The organism is Polaromonas sp. P1_G2 (genome assembly GCF_056405515.1).
Genome location: NZ_JBFUBY010000008.1, coordinates 1 through 24,869, shown reverse-complemented (window position 1 = coordinate 24,869; position 24,869 = coordinate 1). Strand labels below are relative to the sequence as shown.

The 24,869-nt window shown below is 64.6% G+C and carries 23 protein-coding genes; 17 read left to right on the top strand and 6 right to left on the bottom strand.

Features of this window, described 5'->3' with window-relative positions; all coding sequences use genetic code 11:
• Window positions 1-290: 290 nt before the first annotated feature.
• Window positions 291-5,456: a PAS domain S-box protein gene (locus AC1D0P_RS02160; protein ID WP_477675174.1), complete on the top strand. Its 5,166-nt coding sequence runs from the start codon at window positions 291-293 to the stop codon at window positions 5,454-5,456.
• An 18-nt stretch (window positions 5,457-5,474) separates the two neighbouring features.
• Here the strand turns inward: AC1D0P_RS02160 and AC1D0P_RS02155 are convergent, their stop codons facing one another.
• Both AC1D0P_RS02155 and AC1D0P_RS02150 read right to left on the bottom strand, forming a co-directional pair.
• The gene (locus AC1D0P_RS02155) at window positions 5,475-5,924 is read right to left on the bottom strand and encodes a VOC family protein (protein ID WP_477675173.1); all 450 of its coding nucleotides are present in this window, start codon (window positions 5,922-5,924) and stop codon (window positions 5,475-5,477) included.
• 31 nt (window positions 5,925-5,955) lie between these two features.
• Window positions 5,956-6,837, bottom strand: a complete 882-nt coding sequence (locus AC1D0P_RS02150) for a helix-turn-helix domain-containing protein (protein WP_477675172.1) — start codon at window positions 6,835-6,837, stop codon at window positions 5,956-5,958.
• A gap of 287 nt (window positions 6,838-7,124) precedes the next feature.
• On the opposite strand from AC1D0P_RS02150, the gene AC1D0P_RS02145 reads away from it, so the two are divergent.
• On the top strand, window positions 7,125-8,624 hold the full coding sequence (locus AC1D0P_RS02145) for an ABC transporter substrate-binding protein (protein ID WP_477675179.1): 1,500 nt from the start codon (window positions 7,125-7,127) through the stop codon (window positions 8,622-8,624).
• 72 nt (window positions 8,625-8,696) lie between these two features.
• Here the strand turns inward: AC1D0P_RS02145 and AC1D0P_RS02140 are convergent, their stop codons facing one another.
• Complete coding sequence (locus AC1D0P_RS02140; protein WP_477675171.1) at window positions 8,697-9,086, bottom strand: EF-hand domain-containing protein; 390 nt, start codon at window positions 9,084-9,086, stop codon at window positions 8,697-8,699.
• 213 nt (window positions 9,087-9,299) lie between these two features.
• Between AC1D0P_RS02140 and AC1D0P_RS02135 the strand changes: the two genes are divergently transcribed.
• Genes AC1D0P_RS02135 through AC1D0P_RS02120 form a run of 4 tightly spaced genes read left to right on the top strand, consistent with a single transcriptional unit; the run spans window position 9,300 to window position 11,348 of the window.
• Entirely contained in the window at window positions 9,300-9,755 is a 456-nt protein-coding gene (locus tag AC1D0P_RS02135) for an ArsR/SmtB family transcription factor (RefSeq protein WP_477675170.1), read from the top strand.
• A complete protein-coding gene (locus AC1D0P_RS02130) occupies window positions 9,650-10,114 on the top strand; it encodes an SRPBCC family protein (protein WP_477675169.1) in 465 nt (154 codons plus the stop codon). The genes AC1D0P_RS02135 and AC1D0P_RS02130 overlap by 106 nt, the downstream gene beginning before the upstream one ends.
• A 46-nt stretch (window positions 10,115-10,160) precedes the next feature.
• Complete coding sequence (locus AC1D0P_RS02125; RefSeq protein ID WP_477675168.1) at window positions 10,161-10,538, top strand: VOC family protein; 378 nt, start codon at window positions 10,161-10,163, stop codon at window positions 10,536-10,538.
• A gap of 30 nt (window positions 10,539-10,568) precedes the next feature.
• Complete coding sequence (locus tag AC1D0P_RS02120) at window positions 10,569-11,348, top strand: DUF899 domain-containing protein (protein WP_477675167.1); 780 nt, start codon at window positions 10,569-10,571, stop codon at window positions 11,346-11,348.
• 8 nt (window positions 11,349-11,356) lie between these two features.
• On the opposite strand, the gene AC1D0P_RS02115 is transcribed toward AC1D0P_RS02120, so the two are convergent.
• The gene (locus AC1D0P_RS02115) at window positions 11,357-12,172 is read right to left on the bottom strand and encodes a hypothetical protein (protein ID WP_477675166.1); all 816 of its coding nucleotides are present in this window, start codon (window positions 12,170-12,172) and stop codon (window positions 11,357-11,359) included.
• Window positions 12,173-12,190: 18 nt separating this feature from the next.
• Between AC1D0P_RS02115 and AC1D0P_RS02110 the strand changes: the two genes are divergently transcribed.
• The 6 genes from AC1D0P_RS02110 to AC1D0P_RS02085 all read left to right on the top strand — a co-directional run bounded on the left by AC1D0P_RS02110 (window position 12,191) and on the right by AC1D0P_RS02085 (window position 15,682).
• A complete protein-coding gene (locus AC1D0P_RS02110; RefSeq protein WP_477675165.1) occupies window positions 12,191-12,427 on the top strand; it encodes a hypothetical protein in 237 nt (78 codons plus the stop codon).
• Window positions 12,428-12,471: 44 nt separating this feature from the next.
• Window positions 12,472-13,917, top strand: coding sequence for a DHA2 family efflux MFS transporter permease subunit (locus AC1D0P_RS02105; RefSeq protein WP_477675164.1), 1,446 nt, complete (start codon window positions 12,472-12,474; stop codon window positions 13,915-13,917).
• Window positions 13,918-14,023: 106 nt separating this feature from the next.
• Window positions 14,024-14,200 (top strand): DUF3606 domain-containing protein, encoded by a 177-nt coding sequence (locus tag AC1D0P_RS02100; RefSeq protein ID WP_477653248.1) that lies wholly within the window; start codon window positions 14,024-14,026, stop codon window positions 14,198-14,200.
• Window positions 14,201-14,224: 24 nt separating this feature from the next.
• The gene (locus AC1D0P_RS02095) at window positions 14,225-14,722 is read left to right on the top strand and encodes a DUF421 domain-containing protein (protein WP_477675163.1); all 498 of its coding nucleotides are present in this window, start codon (window positions 14,225-14,227) and stop codon (window positions 14,720-14,722) included.
• Entirely contained in the window at window positions 14,709-15,308 is a 600-nt protein-coding gene (locus tag AC1D0P_RS02090; RefSeq protein WP_477675162.1) for a cysteine hydrolase family protein, read from the top strand. Before AC1D0P_RS02095 ends, AC1D0P_RS02090 begins: the two co-directional genes overlap by 14 nt.
• Window positions 15,305-15,682, top strand: a complete 378-nt coding sequence (locus AC1D0P_RS02085) for a GFA family protein (RefSeq protein ID WP_477675161.1) — start codon at window positions 15,305-15,307, stop codon at window positions 15,680-15,682. Before AC1D0P_RS02090 ends, AC1D0P_RS02085 begins: the two co-directional genes overlap by 4 nt.
• Window positions 15,683-15,847: 165 nt before the next feature.
• Here AC1D0P_RS02085 and AC1D0P_RS02080 read toward each other — a convergent pair whose 3' ends face one another.
• Entirely contained in the window at window positions 15,848-16,108 is a 261-nt protein-coding gene (locus AC1D0P_RS02080; protein ID WP_477675160.1) for a SlyX family protein, read from the bottom strand.
• A gap of 238 nt (window positions 16,109-16,346) precedes the next feature.
• Here AC1D0P_RS02080 and AC1D0P_RS02075 point away from each other — a divergent pair, with 238 nt between their 5' ends.
• The 3 genes from AC1D0P_RS02075 (at window position 16,347) to AC1D0P_RS02065 (ending at window position 20,963) form a co-directional block, all read left to right on the top strand.
• Window positions 16,347-19,178, top strand: a complete 2,832-nt coding sequence (locus tag AC1D0P_RS02075; RefSeq protein ID WP_477675159.1) for a hypothetical protein — start codon at window positions 16,347-16,349, stop codon at window positions 19,176-19,178.
• A gap of 53 nt (window positions 19,179-19,231) precedes the next feature.
• A complete protein-coding gene (locus AC1D0P_RS02070) occupies window positions 19,232-20,086 on the top strand; it encodes a hypothetical protein (protein WP_477675158.1) in 855 nt (284 codons plus the stop codon).
• 160 nt (window positions 20,087-20,246) lie between these two features.
• Window positions 20,247-20,963 carry a glutathione binding-like protein gene (locus tag AC1D0P_RS02065; protein ID WP_477675157.1) on the top strand — a complete coding sequence of 239 codons (717 nt, stop codon included), beginning with the start codon at window positions 20,247-20,249 and terminating at the stop codon, window positions 20,961-20,963.
• Window positions 20,964-21,635: 672 nt separating this feature from the next.
• Here AC1D0P_RS02065 and AC1D0P_RS02060 read toward each other — a convergent pair.
• The gene (locus AC1D0P_RS02060) at window positions 21,636-22,448 is read right to left on the bottom strand and encodes an IclR family transcriptional regulator domain-containing protein (protein ID WP_477675156.1); all 813 of its coding nucleotides are present in this window, start codon (window positions 22,446-22,448) and stop codon (window positions 21,636-21,638) included.
• 166 nt (window positions 22,449-22,614) lie between these two features.
• Here AC1D0P_RS02060 and AC1D0P_RS02055 point away from each other — a divergent pair, with 166 nt between their 5' ends.
• Window positions 22,615-23,550, top strand: coding sequence for a shikimate dehydrogenase family protein (locus AC1D0P_RS02055; protein ID WP_477675155.1), 936 nt, complete (start codon window positions 22,615-22,617; stop codon window positions 23,548-23,550).
• A 45-nt stretch (window positions 23,551-23,595) separates the two neighbouring features.
• Complete coding sequence (locus AC1D0P_RS02050; RefSeq protein ID WP_477675154.1) at window positions 23,596-24,840, top strand: ABC transporter substrate-binding protein; 1,245 nt, start codon at window positions 23,596-23,598, stop codon at window positions 24,838-24,840.
• Window positions 24,841-24,869: the final 29 nt, after the last annotated feature.

The window sequence follows — 24,869 nt, the reverse complement described above, 5'->3', positions numbered from 1 at the left end:
GAAATTTGCAAAAAAGAGGTCTTAAGTTTTCAGATTCGGCGCCCACCAGGCGGCTGCCACACCCAAAAGAAGACAGGGTGTTGTCCTATGGCGGATTTTCTTGCGGCCCAGCACACTCGAGCAGCGCAACGCCGTGCAAAATGCACCAAGGCGACTTGCCTTTGACAAGAAAGTTAACAGCCGCGCATGAAGCCCCGTCCGCCAGGCGCATTGACCGCAGCCCGCCGCCAGCATGGCTCGGCGGGATGGCTCGCCGCCGTGCCGCAGGCTTCGCGTGCCGGGGGGCGCCGGTGAAAAGAGACGAAACCCTGGCCCAGGCCAATGAGCGCCTGGAGGCCGAGGCGCAGGCGCTGGCCGCGGCCAACCAGGCCCTGGCGCGGGAGCTCGCCGAACAGCGCCGCGCCACCGAGGCGCTCCAGGACGACGTCGACAGCCTGCGCAGCCTGGCATCGATCTCGTCCGACTGGTACTGGGAGCAAGACGCCGATTACCGCTTCACCGACTTCACCGCTGAACGCGGCACGCGCCCCACACGCACAAGCAGCGCCGCCGACCCGGACCTCAACAGCRCCATCGGCAAGCAGCGCTGGGAACTGCCCGGAGCCTATCCCTTGAGCATGTCCTGGGACCACCACCGGGCGGTGCTCGAGGCGCGCCAGGCGTTCCGGGATTTCGAATACATCCGGGTGCTGGGCGACGGCGTGGCCCATTATTTTTCCGCCAGCGGCGTGCCGGTGTTCAACAAGCAGCGGGAGTTCACCGGCTACCGCGGCATCACGCGGGACGTCACGGTGGCCAGGCGCATCGAGGAAAAAGAACGCAAGGCCGCTCGCTTCCTCGACGACGTCGTCGACAACATGCCGGTTGCCGTGCACCTGAAGTCGGTGCAGGACGGCCTGCGCGTGGTGGCCTGGAACAAGGCCGCCGAAAGCCTGTACGGCATCCGGCGCGAGGACGCCATGGGCCGCACCGTGCACGACCTCTGGCCGCAGGAGCACGCCGACCGGATCAACATCTCCGACGTCGAGGTGGCGAACACCGGCGTCATGCAGGATTTCTCCGACCGGGTCATCATGACGCGCGACCGCGGAAGTATTCGCGTACACATGCGCAAGGTCCCGCTCAAGGACGGGGGTGGCGCCGTCACGCACGTTCTGATCACGGCCGAGGACATCACCGAGCGCCTGGCCGCCGAGAACCGCCTGCGCCGCAGCCAGGCGCGGTTCGAAAGCCTCACCCAGCTCTCGTCCGACTGGTACTGGGAACAGGACAAAAACTTCCGCAACGTCTTTGTCTCCAACGATCCGCAGCGCTTTACCCTGGGAACCCAGGTCATCGGGGAAGGGTTATGCCGATGGGACTTGCCCAACTCCGAGCCGCTTGTCGGCACGTGGGAAGAGCACAAGGCCGCCTTGCAGGCGCATTTGCCGTTCCGTAATTTTGAGTACCGGCTGGCCAAGGCGGATGGAAGCGCCATTTACCGCAGCGTCAGCGGAGAACCGGTGTTTGGCGAGGACGGAACCTTCGAAGGCTACCGCGGCGTTGGAAGCGACATCACCGAGCGCAAGCTGACCGAAATCGCACTGCGCGCAAGCGGCGCGCGTTTCCGGGCGGTGGTCGGGGCGCTTGCCGAAGGCGTGGTGCTGCGTGATGCCGAAGGCAAGATCACCGACTGCAACGCCAGCGCGGAGCGCATTTTCGGCAAGACCCTGGCGCAGATCAAGGGGTTGCATTCGGCCCTCCTGGACTGGGAACGCCTGCGCGAGGACGGCACGCTGATGCCCGAAGCCGAGTGGGCCAGCGTGCGCGCCAAAACCAGCGGCCAGGCACAGAGCAATGTGGTCCAGCGCTACCGCAGGCCCGACGGCAGCACTTTCTGGGCGCTGGTCAACGTGCGGCCTCTGTTCGACGGCAACAGCGACAAACCCACCGGTTTTGTCACGTCGATCGCCGACATCACCAAGCGCAAGCAGGCCGAGGTGGAAATCGTCCGGCTCAACGTCGACCTGGAAAACCGCGTGCTGCGCAGGACGGCACAGCTCGAAGCGGCGGGTAAGGAGATGGAAGCCTTCTCGTACTCGGTCGCGCACGACCTGCGCACGCCCCTGAGCACCATAGACGGCTTCTGCGCGCTGCTCGAAAAACACATGCCGCCCGCCGCCGGCGAGCGTGCCCTGCATTTCCTCGAGCGCATACGCAGCAGCGTACGCCGCATGGGCGAACTCACCGACGGGCTGCTGGCCCTCACGCGCCTGTCGCGCACCAGCATGGTCTGGGACACGGTGGACATCAGCGCCGAGGCGCTGCGCGTGGCCAAGCGGCTCCAGGACGCCGAGGCCGGGCGCGGCGGGCGCGTCACGGTCGAGCCCGGGATGCTCGCGCGCGGCGACCAGGCGATGCTCTCCCAGGTGCTGGATCAACTGGTCGCCAACGCCTGGAAGTTCAGCGCCAAGAAGGAGCATGTCGAGATCACCGTCGGCCGCGGGCCCGCGAAGGACGGCCAGCCCGTGTTCTTCGTGAAGGACGAAGGCGCCGGTTTTGACATGGCCTATGTCGACAAGCTGTTCGGCAACTTCGAGCGCCTGCATTCGCCCGAGGAGTTCGCCGGCAGCGGCATAGGCCTGGCTACGGCCAAGCGAATCGTCGACCGGCACGGCGGCAAGATATGGGCCGAATCGGTGGTCGGCGCAGGCAGTACCTTTTATTTCTCGCTTGGCGGCGACCAGACAGGCATCGGGCAACCCGCCCAGCCGGCCCGGGCCGCCGAGGCGGAGCAGGACTCGGGCTTCTCGACGCTGGAGATGCCCACTGGCGAGCTCTTCAGCAGCGACAACGACGCCTTCATGCTGAACGACCAGCAGTTCGCCAACGCGTTCGAGCACGCCGCGATCGGCATGACGCTGATCGGCATAGACTCGCGCCGCCTCAAGGTCAACAACGCCTTCTGCCAGATGCTCGGTTATTCCGAGGCCGAGATGCTGGCGCGCACCATCCACGACCTGACCCACCCCGACGACATCGAATGGGACCTGGAGCAGCGCCGGCGCGCGCTGGCCGGCGAGATCGAGTCCTTCCACACGGAAAAGCGCTACATCCACAAGGACGGCCACACCGTCTGGGGTTACATGAGCTGTTCCCTGGTGCGCGACGAGGACCGCAAGCCGCTGCGCTTCATCGCGCAAATCCAGGACATCACCGAACGCAAGGAGACCGAGAAGGTGCTTCGCGAAAGCGAGGAACGCTTTCGCGCGCTCACCGCGCTGTCCTCCGACTGGTTCTGGGAGCAGGACGAGAACTTCCGTTTCGTCGAGGTCTCGGGCGAAAGCACCAACGCCTCCGGCATTTCGTCCGCGGCCTACGGCAAGACCCCCTGGGAGCTGGACCACATCCACATGAGTGATGAAACCTGGGCCGCCCACCGGGCCGTGCTCGAGCGGCACGAAGTCTTCCGCGACTTCGAAAGCATACGGCGTGACACCAACGGGCAGGTCCGCTACCTGAGCATCAGCGGCGTGCCGATTTTTGACGCCTCAGGGAAGTTCACCGGCTACCGCGGGACGGGCCGCGACACCACCGAGATGCGCCGGGTCACCGAGGCGCTGCGCACCAGCGAAGCGCAGATGCGCGAAATCACCGACACCGTGCCGGCCTGGATCACCTACGCCGACGCCGACCAATACCTGCGCTTTCACAACCGGGCCTACGAGGAAGTCTTCGGCATGACGCAGGCGCAGCTCGAAGGCAAGACCATCCGGCAAATCGTGGGCGAGGAGATGTACGCGGTGATCAAGCCCCGGGTGGACGAGGTGCTGCAGGGCTATCCGGTGGTCTATGAACGCGCGCAGAAGACCGCGCGCGGCGGCATGCGCGACTACGTGGTCAATTACTTCCCGCGCTATGGCGACGGCGCCGACGAAGGCAAGGTGATCGGCTTCTACACGCTGGCCAACGACGTCACCGAGCTCAAGCGCATAGACCGCATGAAGAGCGAGTTCGTCTCTACCGTCAGCCATGAGCTGCGCACGCCGCTCACCTCGATACGCGGCTCGCTGGGCCTGATCTCCGGCGGCGTTGCCGGCCAGCTGCCCGAGGCCGTCAAGACCCTGGTGGGCATCGCCAAAAGCAATTGCGAGCGCCTGATCCGGCTCATCAACGACATCCTGGACATCGAGAAAATCGAGTCCGGCAAGATGACCCTGGACCTGCAGATCATCGAACTTAAGCCCCTGCTGGAGCAGGCGCTGGCTGCCAACGAGGGTTACGGCGCCGCCAAGAACGTGAGCCTGAGCCTGCAGTTCCCCGACGACGAGGAGTTGATGGTCAGGGCCGACGGCGACCGCCTCACGCAGGTCGTGACCAACCTGCTGTCCAACGCCATGAAGTTTTCGCCCAACGACGGCGTGGTGGAGATTCACGTAATGCGCACCATGACTGGCCTGCGCGTCGAGGTGCGCGACCACGGGCCCGGCATTCCCGAGGAATTCCGCAAGCGCATCTTCCAGAAGTTTTCCCAGGCCGACTCCTCCGACACGCGCCAGAAGGGCGGCACCGGGCTGGGCCTGAACATTTCACGCGCCATCATCGAGCGCCTGGGCGGCAGCATAGGCTTTGACACCCACACCGGCGAGGGCACCACCTTTTACTTCGAACTGCCCGAATGGGTGGAGCCGCCGCCTACGCGCCCTGTGGAAATCGGCGGAGACCGCCCGCGCGTGCTGGTCTGCGAGGACGATCCCGACATCTCCCGCCTGATCGGCATGATGCTGGACAAGGGCGGTTTCGACGCCGACCCGGCCTACAGCGCCGAGGCGGCCCTGGCCATGTTGGAGCAGCAGCACTACGCCGCCATCACGGTAGACCTCAAGCTGCCCGGCCAGGACGGCATCGCGCTGATCCGTGCGCTGCGCGGGCGGCTGCTCACGCGCGACGTCCCGGTGGTCGTGGTCTCGGCCTGGGCCGGCGAGGGGAAGGTGCAGTTCAACGACCAGGCGCTGACCGTTTCGGACTGGCTGGAAAAGCCCATCGACGAAAACCTGCTGGTGCTGGGCGTGCGCCACGCCATCGCCGGCGCCGCCGAAAACAAGCCCGTCATCCTGCACGTCGAGGACGACCCCGACATCCAGCGCATCGCCGCCACCATCGCGCAGGACTTCGCGACCTTCGTCTTCGCGGCCACGCTGCAGGAAGCGCGCTCGCGCCTGCACAGCCAGCCCTTCGACCTGGTCCTGCTGGACATCAACCTCAAGGAAGGCTCGGGCTGGGACCTGCTGACCGACATCGAGGCGCTCGAGTCGCCGCCGCCGGTGGTGGTGTTTTCCGCGATCGAGGCGACCCGGGCCCAGGCCGCACGCGCCACCGCCGTGCTGGTCAAGGCCAAAACCTCCAACCAGGAACTGCTGGAGACCCTGAGGCGGGTATTGGGCCTGGCCCGTCCGCCTGAAATAGAACTCGAGTAAGGCTGCTTGCTGGCAGCCTTAAGTGCCGGGCGATTCCATCATCGCCGTGTAGCGGCGCTGCATCTCCTCGGGCGTCACCGTCTCAATGCTGTGGCCCACGCTCCAGCGGTGGCCGAAGGGGTCGCGAAAACTGCCCGAGCGTTCGCCGTAGAAATGGTCTTGCGCGGCCATCTCCAGCGTGGCGCCGGCCTGCAGCGCGCGGGCGATGATCGCGTCGCAGTCGTCGACGTGCAGGTGCAGGGTGACGCTGGCCGGCATGTCCCGCGCCGGCGCCGCGACACCGCATTCCGGGAACTCGTCGGACAGCATCAGCGTGGCGCCGCCGAAGTCCAGTTCGGCGTGGCCTATGCGGCCGCCGGGCTCCGTCAGGCGGAATTTTTCGGTCGCCCCGAACACAGAGATGTAAAAAGCCAGGGCTTCTTCAGCGCCCTTGACGTGGATGTAAGCGAACAGTTCGTGAATGGCCATGCCGGCTCCTCTGAAAGGGAATGCGGCCAGTCTATCTCCCGGCATTCGCCCGGTCTTGAACAAAATTGACATGTGGCCGCAAAGAGGCCGCGCCGGCTGCGGGCGGCACCGGCACATGGTTGGCCGAGGCCGGCCGCGCCAGCCGGTACTGCTCGGGTGTGAGGCCGGCGAATTCACGGAACTCGCGGTTGAAATGCGATTGATCGCTGTAGCCCGCCTCCACTGCTACGCAGGCCAGGGCCAAGGGGCCCTGCACCAGCGGCAGTGCTTTCTGGAAACGCCGCACCCGGCAATACAGCTTGGGACCCAGGCCCACGGCCTGCGAGAAGATACGTATGAACTGCCGGTGGCTGTAGCCGCTGCGGGCCACCGCATCATTCACGTCCATGCCCGCCTCGAATTGCCGCAAGGCCAGCATGGCCACCGGGTGCGCGGCCCGCGCCGGGCCGGCGCGCAGGCGCTCCAGCAGCAGGGCCTCAAGGCGCTGCAGGGCATCCCGCAGTGTCGCGGCGGCCAGCAACTGCTCGCGCGCCACGGCGGCATGGCTGCCCCACAGGTCTTCCAGGCTTACGTGTTGTCCCGCCAGTTCATCGGCCGGCAGGCCCAGCAAGGCCTGCGCCGCGCCGGGCAGCAATTGCACGCCCACCGAGGGGGAGGGTGCGGTAACGTCTTTGGCGTAAAACACCGCGCGCGGCCCGCCCACCAGCGTATGGCCGAGCTGCCGTCCCTCGCCGTCGGCGGCGCCGTCGAAGATGCGCACGGACGGCCCCGAGAGGCGGAACACCAGGTGCATCAGGCCGGTCGGCAACACATGCTCGCGCGCCGGCTCAGCCTTGGCCTCCATGGCCGCAGGCAAGCTGGCCCACGCCGTCTTGACGAAGGGCGCAAGCAGAGGATGGGGCGTACGTTGCATGGACTTGAAAGCCTGGGCTTGTCTTCAGTCTAGGCCCTGGCGGCACCCCTGTCATGCGGCCGGGCATGCGGCGGCGCAGCCTGCGGCTATTCCTGGCTGCAAATTCAACTTCCCTGTGCAACGAAATTTAATTTCAAACTAAACGCACATCCTTCAGGGTAATCACTTACATAATCTCACAATTAGCCAAATATCCTACGATTTCTGAAATTAACTTTCACGTAGGAGTGCTTATGGCTTACCGCTTACAGACACGCCGGCTGCTGCCGGCACTGGTTTTTGGCCTGATGGCCGCTTGGCAGGGCGCCGCCCCGGCGCTGGCCCAGACCACGGCCTCGGCGGCCAACCTGGCCATGGTGGGCGAGCCGCCCTCGCTGGACCCGATGCAGGCCACCACCGACCTGGTCGGCACCATCATGCAGCACGTGTACGAGCCGCTTTACACCTTTGACGCCAAGTGGAATGTTGTGCCCATGCTGGCCGAGGGCATGCCGCGCTTCTCGGCCGACGGCAAGGTCGTCACCATCACCCTGCGCAAGGGCGTGAAGCTGCACTCGGGCCGCGCGCTGGACGCCGAAGACGTGGTCGTCAGCCTCAAGCGCTGGATCAAGGAAGCGCCGCGCGGCAAGGCCGTGGGCAAGGAAATCGTCGAGCTGAAGTCGACCGGCCCGCTCACGGTGGAACTGACGCTCAGRAACCCTTATGCGCCGCTGCTCGCGCAGCTGGCCCTGCCCAGCGGCATGGCCGCCATCATGGCCAAGGAAGCCGTGCAGATTCCGCTGCGTGACTTCATCGGCACCGGCCCCTACAAGTTCAAGGAGCGCCGCACCGACCAGTTTGTGGTGCTCACGCGCTTTGACGGCTACACCTCGCGCAAGGAGCCGGCCAGCGGTTACGGCGGCAAGCGCGAGGCCTTCATCGAAGAGCTGCGCTTCATCCCCGTGCCCACGCCCAACACGCGCGTCGAAGGCGCCATGTCCGGCCAGTTCCACTTCGCCGACCTGCTGCCCATAGACGCGCTGGCCCGTCTCGAAAAAGCCGGCGGCCGCGCCACCGCCGTGATCACGCCGGCCTTCGGGTTCCCCTACCTGGTGTTCAACACGCGTGAAGGCATCAACGCCAACAAGGGCATGCGCCAGGCCATCCAGACCGCCATAGGCCCCGGCGAGATGATGGCCGCCGGCTTCGGCGACACGCGTTTCTTCACGGCCGAGGCCAACCACTTCCCGCAGGGCTCTCCGTATTACTCGGCCGCCGGTGGCGAGAACTACAACCAGCGCGACCCGGCCAAGGCCAAGGGCCTGGCCGAAGCCGCCGGCTACAAGGGCGAGACGGTGCGCATCCTGACGAGCCGCCAGTACGACTTCCACTACAACATGGCGGTGGTCATGGCCGAGCAGCTCAAGCGCGCCGGCATCAAGGCCGAACTCACCGTGGTCGACTGGGCCACGCTGGTGCAGCGCCGCAACGACTCCGCCGCCTGGGACATCTACGTGACGCACTCGGGCCTGCTGCCCGAACCCATGCTCTCGCCGCCGCAGCTCGGCGACGGCGCGCCCGGCTGGTGGAACACCCCCGGCAAGCAGGCCGCGCTGCTCGAGTTCAACCACACGCCGGTCCCCGCCAAGCGCGCGCCGCTGTGGGGCAAGGTACAGCAGCTCGTGTATGACGAAGTGCCCTACATCGACATCGGCAAGTTCAACAGCCTGTCGGCGAAGTCCACCAAGCTCGAGAACTACCAGCCCGCGCTGTGGCCTTTCTTCTGGAACGTGAAGCTGAAGAACTGAGCGCAAACAGCTCCCAAAAAGCAAAGCCGTGCGGCCACAAGCCGCACGGCTTTTTTCATGGGTGAGAGGCTATCAGGGCTGTTTGCTTCGGTTCATCGCGTTGTCGAATTCTTCGCGTGACAAGAATCCATCTTTATTGGTATCTGCCTCGTCAAAATGTTTCGAAACGCCGCGAAAATTCGACGCCTCGTCACGGCTGATCTTGCCATCGCCGGTCTTGTCCATGAACTTGAAAGCGCGCTCCAGGTCTTTGGGGTCGTAGTAGACAACGGCTGGTGTTGCGGGTGTCGCTGCGGGCGCAGAGGCTGCCGCCGCCGGCTCCGGGGTCTGGGCGTTCGCCTGCGCGGCCAGCAGGGCGGCCGCGGCGGCCAGGGCCAGCAAAGACCCCAGCATCAGGATGCGGGGACGGTTAAGGCCGGCGGGCGCGTGCGTGGGAATGGTCGTGGGCGTGGTCTGTTTCATGGGCTTCCTGCGGGAGTGGTCAGTCATTCATTCATTGGATGCTACCCCCGGCCTCAATGCCAGTGTTCTTGCAGGGTGTTGCGCCGGTTTACCCGCACGTGCGCGCTGTACACATTTCTTTGCAGGCCCATGCTGGGCCTGCTCACATAAAAAAACATTTTCCCGCGGCATCCGGGTTGACAAGCCGGGGTCGCCGGCTCAATACTAAGCCTAATGGTTAAGTATAAAGAAGACGCCGAAGAGGCCCTCAATGCCGTGTTCGCCGCGCTCGCGGACCCCACCCGCCGCAAGGTGCTGCAAGACCTGGAGCGCAGCAACCTGTCCGTCGGCGAGCTGGCCCAGCCGCACGGCATGTCCCTGCCCGGCTTCATGAAGCACCTGCGGGTGCTCGAGGATGCCGGCCTGGTGACACGCGCCAAGGACGGGCGGGTCGTCAACCTGGCCATCTCGCCCGAGCCCATGCAGGAGGCCGCCATGTGGCTGTCCCGTTACGAGAAGTTCTGGTCCACCCGCCTCGACGCGCTGGGCCGCTACCTGTACCACCAAGAGGAGCTGAACCCGCCATGGAAAGAAGCGCAACGCAAGACAAGCCGTCCGTCAACTTCACCCGGCACTACCCCGCCAGCTGCGAAAAAGTCTGGCGCGCGTGGACCGACCCGCAAGCGATAGCGCAGTGGTTCGGCCCCGACCCGGGCAGCGTGGTGACCCTCGCCGAGATGGACGTGCGCGTCGGTGGCCGCTACCACATCCGCTTCGGTGTGCCCGGCCAGGAGACCCACAACGTGAGCGGCACCTACCTTGAAGTCGAGCCGCCCCACAAGCTGGTGTTCGACTGGGGCTGGCAAAGCACACCCGAACGCGTGTCGCGGGTCAGCGTCACCCTGAAGCCCTCGGGCGGCGGCACCGAACTCGTGTTCGTACATGAAAAATTCTTCGACCAGGCCGCGCGCGACAGCCACAACCAGGGCTGGGCCGGCGCCTTCCTCAAGCTCGACAAATTGTTTGCCGCTGAACCGTCCCCCACCTGAAAGCACCATCACCCACTCATGCACATGCACCTGAAAGGAGCCCACCATGCTAGCCAACAGAAACGCCATGGCGACCATCGCCGTCAAGGACCTCACCGCCGCCAAAAAGTTCTATGAAGGAAAACTCGGCCTCACGCCGCTGGAAGCTGAGGAAGAGGACGTGCTCACTTACCAGAGCGGCACCGCCACCGTCCTGGTCTATGTCTCGCAATTCGCCGGCACCAACCAGGCCACCGCCTGCACCTGGTCCGTAGGCGACGAGTTCGACAACATCATGAAAGCGCTCAAGGCCAAAGGCGTGGCGTTTGAGCACTACGACATGCCCGGCATGGCGCTGCAGGGCGACGCCCATGTCGCCGGCGACTTCAAGGGCGCCTGGTTCAAGGACCCGAGCGGCAATATCCTGCACATCCATAACCGCTGATCCACCTGCTTCGCCCCAAGGAGTCCGCCCGTGAATGCCAACCCCGCCGTGCACCCTCTCGTGTCCAAGGAAGAATGGCTTGCCGCCCGCCGCCTGCTGCTGGCCCGCGAAAAAGAGCTCACCGCGCAGCGCGACCTGGTCAACGCCGAGCGCCGCCGCCTGCCCTGGCTGCCGGTCGACAAAGCCTATGTGTTCGACGGCCCCAAGGGGCGCGAAAGCCTGGCAGACCTGTTTGAAGGGCGCAGCCAGCTCATCGTCTACCACTTCATGTTCGGCCCGGACTGGAAGGAGGGCTGCCCCAGCTGCTCTTTCCTGTCCGACCATATCGACGGCGCCCTCGCGCACCTGGCCGCGCGCGACATCACGCTGGCCGTGGTCTCGCGCGCACCGCTGGCCCAACTCGCCGCCTTCAGGCAGCGCATGGGCTGGCGCTTCAAGTGGGTGTCGTCCTTTGGCAGCGACTTCAACCACGACCACCACGTCTCCTTCACACCAGAAGAACTCGCCGGCGGAAAGGTGGCCTACAACTACCGCATGGAAGACGTCGGGGGCATGGAAGAACTGCACGGCATCAGCGTGTTCGCGCGCGACGGCCAGGGCCACGTCTTTCACACCTATTCAAGCTACGCCCGCGGCGCGGACCTGCTGGTCGGCGCCTACAACTTCATGGACCTCACGCCCAAGGGGCGCGACGAGGACGGCCTGCCGTTTCCCATGGCCTGGGTGCGCCACCATGACAAATACGGCGCGGCTGAAGCCATGGCCCGGGCCGCCCCGGCCTGTTGCCATGCCGAGGCCCCCACCGCATGAGGGGATTGCTAGAAACGGACTTTGAGAAAAGCCGACGGCCCCTTGAGCTTCACGCGAAAGCGCGCATTGTTGCTGTCGCGGTGCAGGTCGATGTCGGTCAGGCCGTAGTCCAGCACCACGCCGACGTTCTTCATCGGGAACCATTCCACGCCCACGGCGGCGTTGTAGATTTCGCCGCGCACGTTGCTGCCGGTTTTTTTCACGCCCGAGGCGTCGGCGAACAGGCGCAGGTCCGGCGAGATCGCATGCCTGAGGCCCACTTCCACCAGCGGCGCCACCGCGTCGTCGCTGTCGCTTTGCCGGATGCTGCCGGTGCCGCCGCCGGTGACCGCCGCGGTGGCGTTCAGGTCCAGCCCCACGCGGTAGTAGGCCGCGCCCAGGCCCAGGCCCAGCACGGTGTTGCCCGAACCCAGCCACCATTTGTAGGCCAGCTTGGCGAAGTCCACTTTCACGTCGAGGTTGGCCGTGCCCGTGGTCGTCACCGTGCCGCTGCCGATATTGAAGTTGCTGGCCAGCGAATCCCCGTAGCCGCGCTTGAACTGGTAGTAGTCGAAAGACAGGCCCTGGCTCTCGAACAGCAGCACGTCGGCCTTGATGCGCGGCATGGTCACGCTGCTGCTCTTGGAGTCGCCAGAGTCCAGCCGGCCGAAGTTGGTGTTCACCGCCGCGTTGAAGGTCGGGTCGGCGTGGAAAGCGCCTATCGAGAAACTCGCGCGGTCCAGCGCCGGCGAGGGTTGGGCCAGGGCCGCGCCGCCCAGCAGCGCCAGGGCGCCAAGCCCGGCCATCTTCAGGGCCCGGCCGGCGCGGCGGGGCAATGGAGTCATCCGCATGAAATACATCCCATGGCTAAAAGTGCGCGGCGTGCTGCGAGTGTTTTAAAAATGCCGCAAGGCTCCCGTTTCCTGTCCTCAAGAATCCGTTCTAAATTAGCCAGCGTGATCCCGTCCGGCTATCCGCCAAAATCCGAGGCGCTTGTAGGACAGGGCGCGACGCATATTGCCCGCCGGCTTCGCCTGTCATGGCGTAACATGCGCGGCCACGGCATGGTTTCGCGCCGGAACGACCAGAACCTGCCCTGATTTGACGGACAACATTCATCCATGAAGCAGAGGAGAAACCGCAAATGAGACAACACATGGACAGCCGCAAGCGCTGGTGGGCCCTGATGGTGCTGTGCCTCGGGGTGCTGATGATCGTGCTCGACACCACCATCGTCAATGTGGCCCTGCCATCCATACGCACCGACCTGCATTTCACCGAGACCTCGCTGGTCTGGGTGGTCAACGCCTACATGCTGACCTTCGGCGGCTTCCTGCTGCTGGGCGGCCGGCTCGGCGACCTGTACGGCCACCGCCGGCTCTTCCTGGCCGGGCTCAGCCTGTTCACCGTGGCTTCGCTGGCCTGCGGCCTCGCCAACTCGCAGGCGCTGCTGGTCGTCGCGCGCGCGGTGCAGGGCCTGGGCGGCGCGGTGGTCTCGGCGATCTCGCTGTCGCTCATCATGAATTTGTTCACCGAACCGGCCGAGCGCGCCAAGGCCATGGGCGTCTACGGTTTTGTCTGCGCCGGCGGCGGCAGCATAGGCGTGCTGCTGGGCGGCCTGCTGACCGACGCGCTGAGCTGGCACTGGATCTTCCTGGTCAACCTGCCCATAGGCGGCGTGGTCTTCGCGCTGTGCCTGCTGCTGCTGCCCGGCGGCAAGGGCCAGGCCACCGGCGCGAAGCTCGACGTGGGGGGCGCCGTCACCGTCACCAGCTCGCTGATGCTGGCCGTCTACGGCATCGTCAACGGCAACGAGGCCGGCTGGCTCTCGGGCCAGACTTTAGGTCTGCTCGGCGCGGCCGCGGTGCTCATGGCCGTCTTCCTGGCCATCGAGTCCAAGGTGCAGACGCCGCTGATGCCGCTGGGCCTGTTCCGTCTGCGCAACGTCGCCACCGCCAATGTCGTGGGCGTGCTCTGGGCCGYCGCCATGTTCGCCTGGTTCTTCATCTCGGCGCTCTACATGCAACWGGTGCTCGGCTACAGCGCCATGCAGGTCGGCCTGGGCTTTTTGCCGGCCAACCTCATCATGGCCGCCTTCTCGTTGGGCCTGTCGGCGAAGATCGTCATGCGTTTCGGCATACGCGCGCCGCTGGCCGCCGGCCTGCTGCTGGCCGCCCTGGGCCTGGCGCTGTTCGCGCGCGCGCCCGTGGCCGGAAGCTTCGCACTCGATGTGCTGCCCGGCATGCTGCTACTGGGCCTGGGCGCCGGCATGGCTTTCAACCCCGTGCTGCTGGCCGCCATGAGCGACGTCGACCCGGCGGAGTCCGGCATCGCCTCTGGCGTGGTCAACACCTCCTTCATGATGGGCGGCGCCCTGGGCCTGGCCGTGCTGGCCAGCCTCGCGGCCGCGCGCACCACCGCACTGGCGGCCGTCGGGGTGGACGCGGTCTCCGCGCTCAACGGCGGCTACCAGCTGGCCTTTGTGATCGGCGCGATCTTCGCGGCCGTGGCCGCGGTGCTGGGCGCCGTGCTGCTCAGGCCCGGGGGCGCGGCAGCCGCCGGCGCCAAGCCGGCCGCGGCCACGCACTAGGCTGCCCGGCGTTGGGGAAAGCGCTGCCCGCGCAAGGCGTTGCCGTCCTACAGGCCGGACGAAAGGGCCAGGCCTACGATCCGGTTTTTCCCTCCAGGAGAAACCCATGTCCGACGACAAAAGCAAGACAGGCGCAGACCGCAAGCTGATCTCCCTCGAGCAGGCCCATGAGCTGCGCGACTGGATGAAGTCGCTGGGCTGCACCGAGCAGCAACTGCGCGACGCCGTCAAGGCGGTGGGCCATTCGGCCGAGGCCGTGCGCGCCCACCTCGCGAAAAAATAAACGGCCATCCACCGCACACCCAGCATGTTCGACCTCCATGCCGACTGGTGGGAATTGCCTCTGCGCGCCGTGATCATTTACGGCGCGTTGCTGGCCATGGTCCGCTTCTCGGGCCGGCGCACCGTCGGGCAGTTCACGCCCTTTGACCTGCTTGTCGTGATGCTGCTCAGCGAGTCCGTGTCGAGCGGCCTCAATGGTGGGGAAGAATCGGTGACCGGAGGCTTGCTGGCCGCCGCAACGCTGGTGGCCTTGAACGTGCTCATCGCTTTCGCCACCTCGCGCAGCGCTCGCCTGCAGACAATCATGGAAGGCCGGCCGGTGCTGGTCGGACGCGACGGGAAAATATTCGCCGAGGTCCTCAAACAACACCGCGTCCCCCTGGGCGACATCGAACAGGCCTTGCGCGAGGCCGACTGCGAGCAGTCCGACATGAAGTTCGCCTGCCTCGAGGCCGATGGGAAAATCAGCATCCTCAAAGAAACCACCAGCCCGCCGCTGGCCCTGTCCCGTGAACACGGATGAACTTCCGCGCAGCCGCCGTGTGCTGCTGCTGATCGACTTCATCAACCCCATGGATTTTCCGGGCGCCGGGGACCTGGCCGAAAGCGCCGTCGAAGCCGCGCGCGCCACCGCCGCCCTCAAAGCCGTTCTGTGCGAGCAAGGCGTGCCCGCGATCTATGCCAACGACAACTACGGCGGCTGGCAGTCCGACTTCCAGAGCCTGGTCGAGCGCTGCGCCGGCAGCCGCGGCGCTTCCGGCGAGATGGCGCGCCTGCTGCGTCCCGAACGCGGCGACCTCACCGTCCTCAAGCCCCGGCACTCGGCCTTTCTGGGCTCGCCGCTGGACCTGCTGCTGTCCCGCATGGACGTCAAGGACATCATCATCACCGGCGTGGCGACCGACATGTGCGTGCAACTCACCGCCATGGACGGCTTTCTGCGCGGCTTCAAGCTGCAGGTGCCCTCCGATTGCTGCGCCGCTGAATCAGCGGAATACCACAAGCAGTCGCTGGCCTATATGGCACGCATCCTCAAGTGCGACATTTCACCTTCGGCCTTCATCCAAAGCGCCGTCACCCCCGCATCCCAACACAGGAGAAGCGCATGACCACCCTCACCGGAAGCTGCCATTGCGGCAAAAATGCCTTTCGCATCGACGGCGAGATGCCGGACCAACTCACGCGCTGCACCTGCTCGTTCTGCAGCAAGCGCGGCGCGCTGCTCGCCTACTACACGCCGGAGCAATTTCATGTGACGACGCCCGCGGCCGCCGACGCGATCTACCGCTGGAAGACCAAGCTTGTGGACCATCACTTCTGCCCCGAGTGCGGCATCGCCACCTATACCGACAGCCCGGCTTTCGAGATGGACGGCAGCTGGGACGGCAGCACGCGCCGCATAGGCGTCAATGCGCGCCTGTTCGATGATTTCGATGCGGCTACCGCGCCTGTCACCGTGATAGACGGCAAGAACCTCTGGTAGCCCGTGCCGCGTAATCTGGGGATGCAAATTCATCCGCAGCTCTCGCAGATTTACACAGATTAAAAACAAGAAGTTTTAATTGAAACTTCACTCCCCGCGACTTTGCATCTGAGGGCCCTCATCTGTGTAAATCTGCGTAATCTGCGGATATAAATTCCCCGCAACTCAGAAATGCGGCGGCAATTCGTCGCGCAGGCTGCGCGTGGTGGGGATGTCGCCGTCACGCACCGGCGCGGCCTTGAGGTCGGCGACCTCGCGCAGTAAGGCGTCGATTTGCTGCTGCTGGCGCACGATGATCTTGTCGAGCTGGTCCAGCAGGTCTTCGGCAAAGCTGGCCTTGATCTCGAGTTCGGTCAGGCGCTGGTCGGTGTTGTCGATGGCGCTGCCGCTGCCGTGCATGTCTTGCGGGTCGTTGGGATGTTCCATACCTGTATTGGACATGAAGCCTGGGCTGATGCCAAAAGTACCCCCGTACATACCCTCACACCTCGCGGCCCCGGCGCCTGCATTGCAGGGCGAATTGGGGAAATAAGCACCTTGTTTTTTCCATGAGCCCTGTCTAAGCTGACGCGAATCTTTCGGCAAAGAGATTGGCGCGYTCCACCATCCGATGGGCATCGCCTTCGAAAAATTCGCGGTGCTGACGCGTGTGAAGGAGAAAAATATGGTGGACTCAACCACTGCAAGAGAGGGAACTTCAGGGGAGGGCCTGGAGGCGGAGCTTGACGCGATTGCGTCACGCCGGGCGTTTGTCTATGTGGAGGGCACCGCACCGAAAGAAAATTGGGGGCTGGCCCTGTCCGGCGGCGGCATCCGCAGCGCGACCTTCTGCCTGGGCGTGCTGCAGGCGCTGGCGAAAGCCCCGTTCAAGCTGCACGGAGAAAACGGCCCCTTGCCCAAGCTCCCGGCGGCTTCAACTTCTCCAGCTCCCCCCTGGCCCCTGCTGGCCCGCTTTGATTTCCTGTCCACTGTCAGCGGAGGCGGCTACATCGGGGGATTTTTCTCCGCCTTGTTTCGCACCAGGGAGTCGCAGGAGCCGGACAAGCCGGTCATCGCGCCCATCTCGACGCCCACCGACCTGGCACGCGAAGCCTACGCCGCGCTTGCCACCGATCCCCCCGGAAGGTTGCGCAAAGTCCAAGCCCCGTCCGCCAGAGCGCCTGAACGAAAAGAGCGGCATGACCGCCCTTTGCGCTGGCTGCGCGAGAACGGCCGCTACCTCGCACCCAACAACACCGGCGACCTGTTCTACGACGTCGCCATCGCCATCCGCAACCTGTGTGCCGTGCACTATGTGATCGGCGTCACGCTGCTGACCGTCTTCCTGTGGATGTTTGCCCTGCGCCATATCAGCCTGGATCCGGGATGGTTTGGAGCGCTGGCACGGATGGCGGAGGCGCTCGAATCCAGGATGCAGCCACCGCTTTCAAACTGGCGTGGCGAAATCTGGTACAGCCCATGGTTCGGCGTGCTGGGCCTCTGGGTGCTGGTTGCGGTGATCCCTTGCGGCGTGGCGTATTGGCTGGACAAGGACAAGCCCGGCCCCCGGGGGAAGCCCCTGTGGTGGTCCATCCCCCGGCCGGTGATTGCCGCGGCGATTTTGCTGGGGCTGGGAATTGTCGCCGTCTGCCTCCTCTTGTCCAGCCTGCCGGGCGCGGGTATCCAGTCCCGGATTCCGAATGCGCCCATGTCTCTCGTCCTGCTGGTGCTGCTGGACATCGCGCTGTTCGTTTCCCTGCTGGTATTTGGTGCCGCCAAATGCTGTCCGTTCTATCGTTCACAGTCGCCCTACCATCTGCCGCTGGAACCCCGCCTGTTCCGTAACCGCATCACGCGATGGTTGTCGAACGTGCTGACCGCCTCAGCGGTCATCGGCCTGCTGGCGCTGGTGGAGACCGCGGGGCAAACGCTTTATCTATGGTTGGCGATGAGGGGATCATCGCCCCTCACGGTTTTCAGCCTGGCCGGCGCCGTCGCCGCCCTCGTGGCGGCCGTCCGGAAGTTCGCGCCCCTGCTAGCCCAGCCCGGCAAGGATGGCTGGCTCAGCAGGCTTCCGCTGAACGCCATTCTTGGTGTCGTGGGCCTGGCGCTGGTTCTGCTGCTGGCCGTGGCCTGGAGCTGCGCGGCCGCGGCCTTGCTGTTCGGCATGCAGGCGCCGGTGCTGGATTCCGGGCAACTGCTGATCAAGGCCATGTTTACCCAAGCCGGCGCCGGCCTGGGCTTCACCGGGCCGCTGCGCTATGTGTACCCGGCGGTGCTGATGGCCTTCTGCCTGGTGGCCACAGTCGCGGCGGGCTGGTTCCTGGGTTTCATCAACCTGTCCAGCCTGCAGGTGATGTACGGCGCGCGCCTCACGCGTGCTTACCTGGGGGCGTCGAACAAGAAGCGGTTTGACCCGGGCGCACCCAAGATGGACGTCACCGAGGCCGATGAAAGCGACGACTTCTCGCGCAAGGACTACTACGGCAAGACGCATCTTGGTCCGGCCCACATTATCAACGTGACCATCAACGCCACCACGGGCACCGGCGACCAACTGACCCAGCGCGACAGGCAGGGCCTGCCTCTGGCGGTCACACCAGCGGGTATCACGGTGAACGGGAAACCCTGGGACTCCGGCATCGGCAGCTTCTCCGATACCCGGCCCGAATCGGGCGCCGGAACGGATGCCTTGGTCAAAGCGAAAGCCCTGGCCAGAACCGTGGCCAAAGCCCTCAAGCCCCCGCCTCCAGAATTGTCCATAGGCCAATGGATAGGCTTGTCCGGCGCGGCGTTTTCGACGGGGCTGGGCCGGGGCACCTCGCTCGGGCAGGCCATGCTCTTCACCGTCACCAACATCCGCCTGGGCTGGTGGTGGGACTCGGGAAAAAAGGACATCCACACGCCGCTTACGCTGTGGCGCAACCAGACTTACCTGCAGCGCGAATTGCGCGCCCGCTTCCTGGGAACGGACGGCTCGCACTGGTACCTCAGCGATGGCGGGCATTTTGAGAACACCGGCGTCTTCGAGCTGCTGCGCCGACGTGTGGGTTTTATCGTGTGCTGCGATTGCGGCGCCGACCCGAATTACACCTTCGAAGACCTGTCCAACCTCATGCGCCTGGCACGCATCGACTTCGGCGCGGAATTTGAATGCGTCAGGCCCGCCGATGTCCCCCGCTTCGCCGCGGATTCGGATAGGCTGTCGCCTTATTTCGCGAGCGATGAGACCGAACTGTGCCCACCGGCCGACCTTGAGGGCAAACTCCCGGTCGCTGCCGACGACAAGTGCGCCCTGCTTTATCGCGTGCGCTATGCGGCCCATCCCGGCCAGGACAGTTTTTTGCTGGTGCTCAAGCCCCGCCTGATCAAAAGCGCCCCGCTGGACCTGTTCGAGTACCAGGTCAAAAACCCCTCGTTTCCGCAGCAGACCACCTTTGACCAGTTCTTCGATGAGGCCCAGTGGGAAAGCTACCGCAAGCTGGGCGTGCTGATCGGCTCGCGGGTCTTTCGATGAGTTTTTGAAGCCTCTCCACGCCCCCTCCGTTCACTCCACCAAAGGATTCCGCCATGCAAAGCCTTGTGATGTACAGCAATGAGTTTTCCGGACATCTGAACAACGGCCTTGCGCCCGAGCAGTTCAAATACCGCATCCTGGTTGAAGGCGACTCCTGGATGGATCGCAGCGCTATGGTGCACACCTCGCTGCTGCAAAGCCTGGCGCCTGAAATGGATGCCGGCAATGAGCCGGTGCTGTTCATCAACCTCGCCATCTTCGGTGACACCATGCGGCGCATGGGCCAGAAGAAGCGCGATTTTGTGCAATGGGTAAGGACGGCTTTTGAATGGAAGTTCGATGCCATTTTGCTCAGCGCGGGCGGCAACGACTTCATCGATGCCGCGCGTGACCCGGCGCCCGGTGAAGGCCTGCTCAAAAATCTGGCGGGGCAAGCCCCGCCAGCCCAGGGACGTGACTGCCTGAGGCCCGTTGCCGTGAAGAGCCTGGTCGAGCAGTGGCTGGACCCAAACTTCAGCGTGCTGTACGACGCCGTTGAATCCAGCCGGCACCACGGCATACCGATCTTCCTCAATAGCTACGACACGCCCACCGCGCGCAACGCGCCGGCATTCCAGAACGGGCGCTCCTGGCTTTACGCGTCCTTCGTCAAAAACAATATTCCCCCCGCGCTGTGGCCCGACCTGACTGCCGCGCTGTTCGGCGAGGTCCAGGCCGCCGTGGGCGGCTGGGCCACCGGGCGGGCCAACGTGCACGTCGTTCCCACCAACGGGACGCTGGACCGCGCCATGGAAGGCACAACCGGAAACGACCACGACTGGCAGAACGAGATCCATCCCAACAAGGGCGGTTGGGAAAAGCTGGCCAGAGTCTGGAAGGCCAGCATCAAGACGGTGCTGCTGCCTTGAGCTTCCAGGCCGGGCCTGCGCCCGGCCGGTTTGTCCGTCGTGGCCCGCCAGGCGTGTGGGGCTGGGGCTTGGTTGGGGCGGGCAATACCCGTTTCCGCCATCCGGAATACAGTAGGCGCTGCGCCGAGCACCCGCCTTTCGTTTCACAATCCGCCACACCATGACCCAACTCCAGAACTTCCCCCAAGACTTCCCCATCACCCAGAAATGGCCCGCTCAGCATTCTGATCAGATCCAGCTGTATTCGCTGCCCACGCCCAACGGCGTCAAGGTCTCCATCATGCTCGAGGAGACCGGCCTGGCCTATGAGCCGCACCTCGTGAGCTTCGAGACCAACGACCAGATGTCGCCGGCCTTTCTCTCGCTCAACCCCAACAACAAAATCCCCGCCATCATCGACCCCAAGGGCCCAGGCGGCCGGCCTCTGCCCCTGTTCGAATCCGGCGCCATCCTGGTCTACCTGGCCGAAAAAACCGGCAAGTTCATCCCCCAGGATGCGGCCGGCCGTTATGAAACCCTCCAGTGGGTGATGTTCCAGATGGGCGGCATAGGCCCCATGTTCGGCCAGCTCGGGTTTTTCCACAAATTCGCCGGCAAGGAGTTTGAAGACAAGCGGCCTCGTGATCGCTATGTTGCGGAGTCCAAGCGGCTGCTGGGGGTGCTTGAGCAGCGGCTGCAGGGACGCTCCTGGGTGATGGGTGATGAGTACACCATTGCTGATATTGCTATTTTTCCGTGGGTTCGGAATCTGGTTGGCTTTTATGAAGCCGGTGAACTGGTGGGATTTGCTGACTTTCCTAATGTCAAGAGGGTGCTGGAGGTTTTTGTGGCGCGGCCGGCTGTGGTGAAAGGGCTGGCTATTCCCAAGCGGGGCTGAGTTTTTTTGAGGCCGGGTCTTGCTCCGGCCTGTGCGCTTGCTGCTGAGGGTTGCTGGCCGGGGGTAGCCCGGCGGCTACTCACTTTTCTTTTGCTTCGCCAAAAGAAAAGTAAGCAAAAGAAAAGGCGACCCTGGTTGCTGCGTCCCTTCGCTGCGCTACGGGCAACCTGCGGTGCTCGGTCCAGACTGGGTCTCGCTAAACTCGCTACGCTGCGCTTCGCTCAAACAACGCGATCCCTGATCCGCCTGAACCTGCGCTCCTCGGCGCATCCACAAGGGGTGGGGAGTGAATACCAATACCTAAGAAACAAGGACTCGCCACGGCGAGTCCTTGTTTGYATTTGTCTTCTTGTCTTTCTGTCTTTGTCCYCGCTCCCGATTGCCCCGTCCTGGCTGGGCCGAGGAGCGCAGAGACAAGCGGATCAGGGCTGGCGTTGTTTGAGCCGAAGGCGAGTTTAGCCAGACCCCGCTTGGCTCGAGCACCGCAGGTTGCCCGAAGCGAAGCGTAGGGACCCAGACTGCGGGTCGCCKTTTCTTTGGTGACTTTCTTTTGGCGAAGCAAAAGAAAGTTACTTGCTGCCGGGCAACCCCCGGCCAGCAACCCTCAGCAGAGGGCGATGACGCGCAGGCCGGAGCAAGACCCGGCTTCACCCCCGACCAGCGACCGAAAAGCTAAATCAAGTTCCTCATAGCCTGCGCAGTCTCGCGCAAAACAGACAAAACCCTCCCAACCGCCTCCTCACTAGACTCATGCCCCATAGGCATGGTCACACTGAGCGCCCCCACCACGTCGCCATGCCGGTCCCGCAGCGGCACCGCGATACCCCGGTAGTTGAGCTCGAGCTGCTGCTCGGAAATCGCCCAGCCCTGCGCCCGCACGCGGGCCAGTTCTATGCGCAGGCGGTCCTTGCTGGCGATGGTGAAGGAGGTGTAGGCCTTGAGTTCGTGGCTGGCCAGCCATTTTTCGAGCCAGGCCGGTTCGCGCATGGACAGCATCAGCATGCCGGCGGCGGTGACCTGGGCCTGCACGCGCGAGCCCAGCACGTAGCCGGTGTTCATCGCGCGGCTGGAGCCGTTGCGGGCGATGTAGACGATGTCGTCGCCGTCCATCACGCTGACGTACGCGCTTTCCTGCGTGCCTGCCGTCACGCGCTGCAAAAAGGGTTGGACGATGCGCGGGAGCCGGGCCGACTCTAGATAGGACTGGCCCAGCCTGAGCACGCGCGGCGTGAGCCAGAACAGTTTGCCGTCGCCGGCGACATAGCCCAGGTGTTCCAGCGTCAGCAAATAACGGCGCGCCGCGGTGCGTGTCATGCCGCAGCGCGCACCGGCCTGGCTGGCCGTCAGGCGCGGGTTGGCGTCGTCAAAACATTCGATGATGCCCAGGCCTTTTTCGAGGCCGGCGATCCAGTCGCGTTTGTCGAGCGCGGGCGGGCTGGGCGCCTGCAGGGCGTCGGGCTGTGCGGGCAGGGCGGGAGTGGTCATAGGTCAAACCCTTGTTTCGGTCGATTGTCGATCATTATTGATCGATGATCGTACAAATATCAAGGATATTGCTTTGATGCCACCGTCCTGAGCGATAAAGTTCAGGCCAATCAACGCTGATTAATCGATCATCGAACGCTCAGCGAAAAAACAAGGCGAATTTCGAATGCTTGCAACGGTCCAGGGTAATACCGACGTCTACCTGATTCCCGGCGATCCGGTGGAGCAGGTTCGGGCACCGGATGTGTTCAACCTGATCTTCAAAACTCTGGGCATCAATGCCGTACTGGTGCCGGTGCATGTAGCGGCCGGCGACATCGAGACCTTTGTGCGCGCGGCCTTCCTGGCGAAGAACATCAAGGGCATGTTTTTGGCCATTCCCCACAAGTCGCTGGTGATGGGCCTGCTGTCGCGCTGCAATGACTACGGCCGCGTGGCCGGCGCCGTCAACGGCATACGCCGCAACCCCGACGGGAAACTCGAAGGCGGGCTGTTCGACGGCAAGGGCTTCGTCTCTTCGCTCGACTACTTCGGCGTGGCCTATGCCGGCAAGCGTGTGCTGGTGCTGGGCGCCGGCGGCGGCGCTTCGGCCATTGCCGCCTCGCTGGCGATCGCGGGCAGCCGCGCCCCGGCGGAAATCGCGCTCTACGACCCGGTGCCGGGCAAGGCCCACGCGGTGGCGTCCCATATCGCCGCGGCGCCACAGGCCGCAGGCACGCTTGTGCTGGCCGCCGCCGGCAGCGATCCCTCGGGCTACGACCTGGTGGTCAATGCCTCGCCCCTGGGCCTGCAGGCCGTCGACCCGCTGCCCTGCGATGTGTCGCGCCTGGCACCGCATGCGGCGGTGGTCGACATCCTCATGAAAAACCAGCCCACGCCGTTTGTGCGCGCGGTGCGCGGCCGTGGGCTGCTGGCCCAACCCGGCTTTGAAATGCTGATCCAGCAGGCGCCGGATTATCTCGAATTTTTTGGCTACACCGAGGCCGCCGCAGCGGTGCGCCGCGACGCGACCTTTATCCGCGAGCATTTATACCCGGCCGCGATGGCGGGTGAAATCCGGCGCATCGGAGCGCAGGCCAGTGCGCCGCTGGCCGCCCTTTGAGGGTCATTTTTGGACCGCATTGATTTTTAACCAGAGGAGACAAGCATGAAAAAACGATTCGCACTTCAACTGATCGCCGCCTGCGCGCTGGCCATGGGCACAACGGCCGGCTTCGCGCAAGACGTGATCAAGATCGCCAACATCGTCGAGCTTTCGGGCGGCGGCGCCACGGCGGGCACCAACTTCAAGAACGGCGTGGAACTGGCCGTCAAGGAAATCAATGCCTCCGGCGGCATCCTGGGCAAGAAGATCCAGACCACCACCGCCGACACGCAAAGCAATCCCGGCGTGGCCAAGGGCCTGACGCAAAAAGCCATCGACAACGACGTGTTCGCCATCTTCGGCCCGGTGTTCTCCGGCTCCATCATGGTCAGCATGGCCGAGTCACGGCGTGCCGAAGTCCCCAACTTCACCGGCGGCGAAGCGGCCAGCATCACCGAGCAGGGCAATCCCTATGTGTTCCGCACCAGCTTCACGCAGGCCACCGCCATGCCCAAGGTGGCGCGCTACATCAGCGAGCAGGCCAAGCTCAAGAGCATTGCGGTCATTTACGTGAACAACGACTTCGGCAAGGGCGGCATGGACGCAATCCGCAAAGCCCTGGCCAACTCGCCGACCAAGATCCTGAGTGAAATTTCCACCGAACCCGGCCAGGTCGACTTCTCGGCCGCCGTGCTGCGCGCCAAACAAAGCAATGCGGACGGCGTGTTCGCCTATTCGAACGAGGAAGAGTCGGCGCGCCTGCTGCGCGAGTTGCGCAAGCAGGGCTGGAACAAGCCCATCATCGGCGAGACCACCCTGACCGGCCAGAAAGTCATCGAGCTGGCCGGCGAAGCCGCCAACGGCGCGATTGCCCACGTGGGCCTGACGGTGGACGCCCCGGTGCCCGCCATCCGCGCCTTCAAGGCCAAGTTCGAGCGGGACTACAAGTACATCTCCGACCACAACGGCATGAAGGGCTACTCCGGCGTCTACGTGCTCAAGGCCGCGATTGAAAAAGCCGGCAAGCTGGACCGCAAGGCCGTGGCCGAAGCCATGAAGGGCCTGAAGGTCAATACCGACAAATACCCCGGCGCGTTGATGTACACCGAGTTCGACAACAAGGGCGACCTGGATCGCATGAGCTTCATGGTGGAAGTCAAGAACGGCAAGCAGGAAGTCATCGACATGGTGGCGCCCCTGGGCCAGGCCACCCGCGACGTGAGCAAGGCTAATCCCGGGACAACCGCGGCGCCCGCCGCGGCCGCCGCACCCAAGCCTGCCGCATCCAAACCCGCCGCCAAGAAGTGACGTGAAACCGCGGCCGGCCACGCGGGGCC

Excerpts from the sequence above, each read along its gene's own strand:
- AC1D0P_RS02155 (WP_477675173.1), bottom strand. The coding sequence starts at position 5,924 with ATGGCCATTCACGAACTGTTCGCTTACATCCACGTCAAGGGCGCTGAA.
- AC1D0P_RS02150 (WP_477675172.1), bottom strand. The coding sequence starts at position 6,837 with ATGCAACGTACGCCCCATCCTCTGCTTGCGCCCTTCGTCAAGACGGCG.
- AC1D0P_RS02140 (WP_477675171.1), bottom strand. The coding sequence starts at position 9,086 with ATGAAACAGACCACGCCCACGACCATTCCCACGCACGCGCCCGCCGGC.
- AC1D0P_RS02135 (WP_477675170.1), top strand. The coding sequence starts at position 9,300 with ATGGTTAAGTATAAAGAAGACGCCGAAGAGGCCCTCAATGCCGTGTTC.
- AC1D0P_RS02130 (WP_477675169.1), top strand. The coding sequence starts at position 9,650 with ATGGAAAGAAGCGCAACGCAAGACAAGCCGTCCGTCAACTTCACCCGG.
- AC1D0P_RS02125 (WP_477675168.1), top strand. The coding sequence starts at position 10,161 with ATGCTAGCCAACAGAAACGCCATGGCGACCATCGCCGTCAAGGACCTC.
- AC1D0P_RS02115 (WP_477675166.1), bottom strand. The coding sequence starts at position 12,172 with ATGACTCCATTGCCCCGCCGCGCCGGCCGGGCCCTGAAGATGGCCGGG.
- AC1D0P_RS02110 (WP_477675165.1), top strand. The coding sequence starts at position 12,191 with ATGGCTAAAAGTGCGCGGCGTGCTGCGAGTGTTTTAAAAATGCCGCAA.
- AC1D0P_RS02100 (WP_477653248.1), top strand. The coding sequence starts at position 14,024 with ATGTCCGACGACAAAAGCAAGACAGGCGCAGACCGCAAGCTGATCTCC.
- AC1D0P_RS02095 (WP_477675163.1), top strand. The coding sequence starts at position 14,225 with ATGTTCGACCTCCATGCCGACTGGTGGGAATTGCCTCTGCGCGCCGTG.
- AC1D0P_RS02085 (WP_477675161.1), top strand. The coding sequence starts at position 15,305 with ATGACCACCCTCACCGGAAGCTGCCATTGCGGCAAAAATGCCTTTCGC.
- AC1D0P_RS02080 (WP_477675160.1), bottom strand. The coding sequence starts at position 16,108 with ATGGAACATCCCAACGACCCGCAAGACATGCACGGCAGCGGCAGCGCC.
- AC1D0P_RS02075 (WP_477675159.1), top strand. The coding sequence starts at position 16,347 with ATGGTGGACTCAACCACTGCAAGAGAGGGAACTTCAGGGGAGGGCCTG.
- AC1D0P_RS02070 (WP_477675158.1), top strand. The coding sequence starts at position 19,232 with ATGCAAAGCCTTGTGATGTACAGCAATGAGTTTTCCGGACATCTGAAC.
- AC1D0P_RS02065 (WP_477675157.1), top strand. The coding sequence starts at position 20,247 with ATGACCCAACTCCAGAACTTCCCCCAAGACTTCCCCATCACCCAGAAA.
- AC1D0P_RS02060 (WP_477675156.1), bottom strand. The coding sequence starts at position 22,448 with ATGACCACTCCCGCCCTGCCCGCACAGCCCGACGCCCTGCAGGCGCCC.
- AC1D0P_RS02055 (WP_477675155.1), top strand. The coding sequence starts at position 22,615 with ATGCTTGCAACGGTCCAGGGTAATACCGACGTCTACCTGATTCCCGGC.
- AC1D0P_RS02050 (WP_477675154.1), top strand. The coding sequence starts at position 23,596 with ATGAAAAAACGATTCGCACTTCAACTGATCGCCGCCTGCGCGCTGGCC.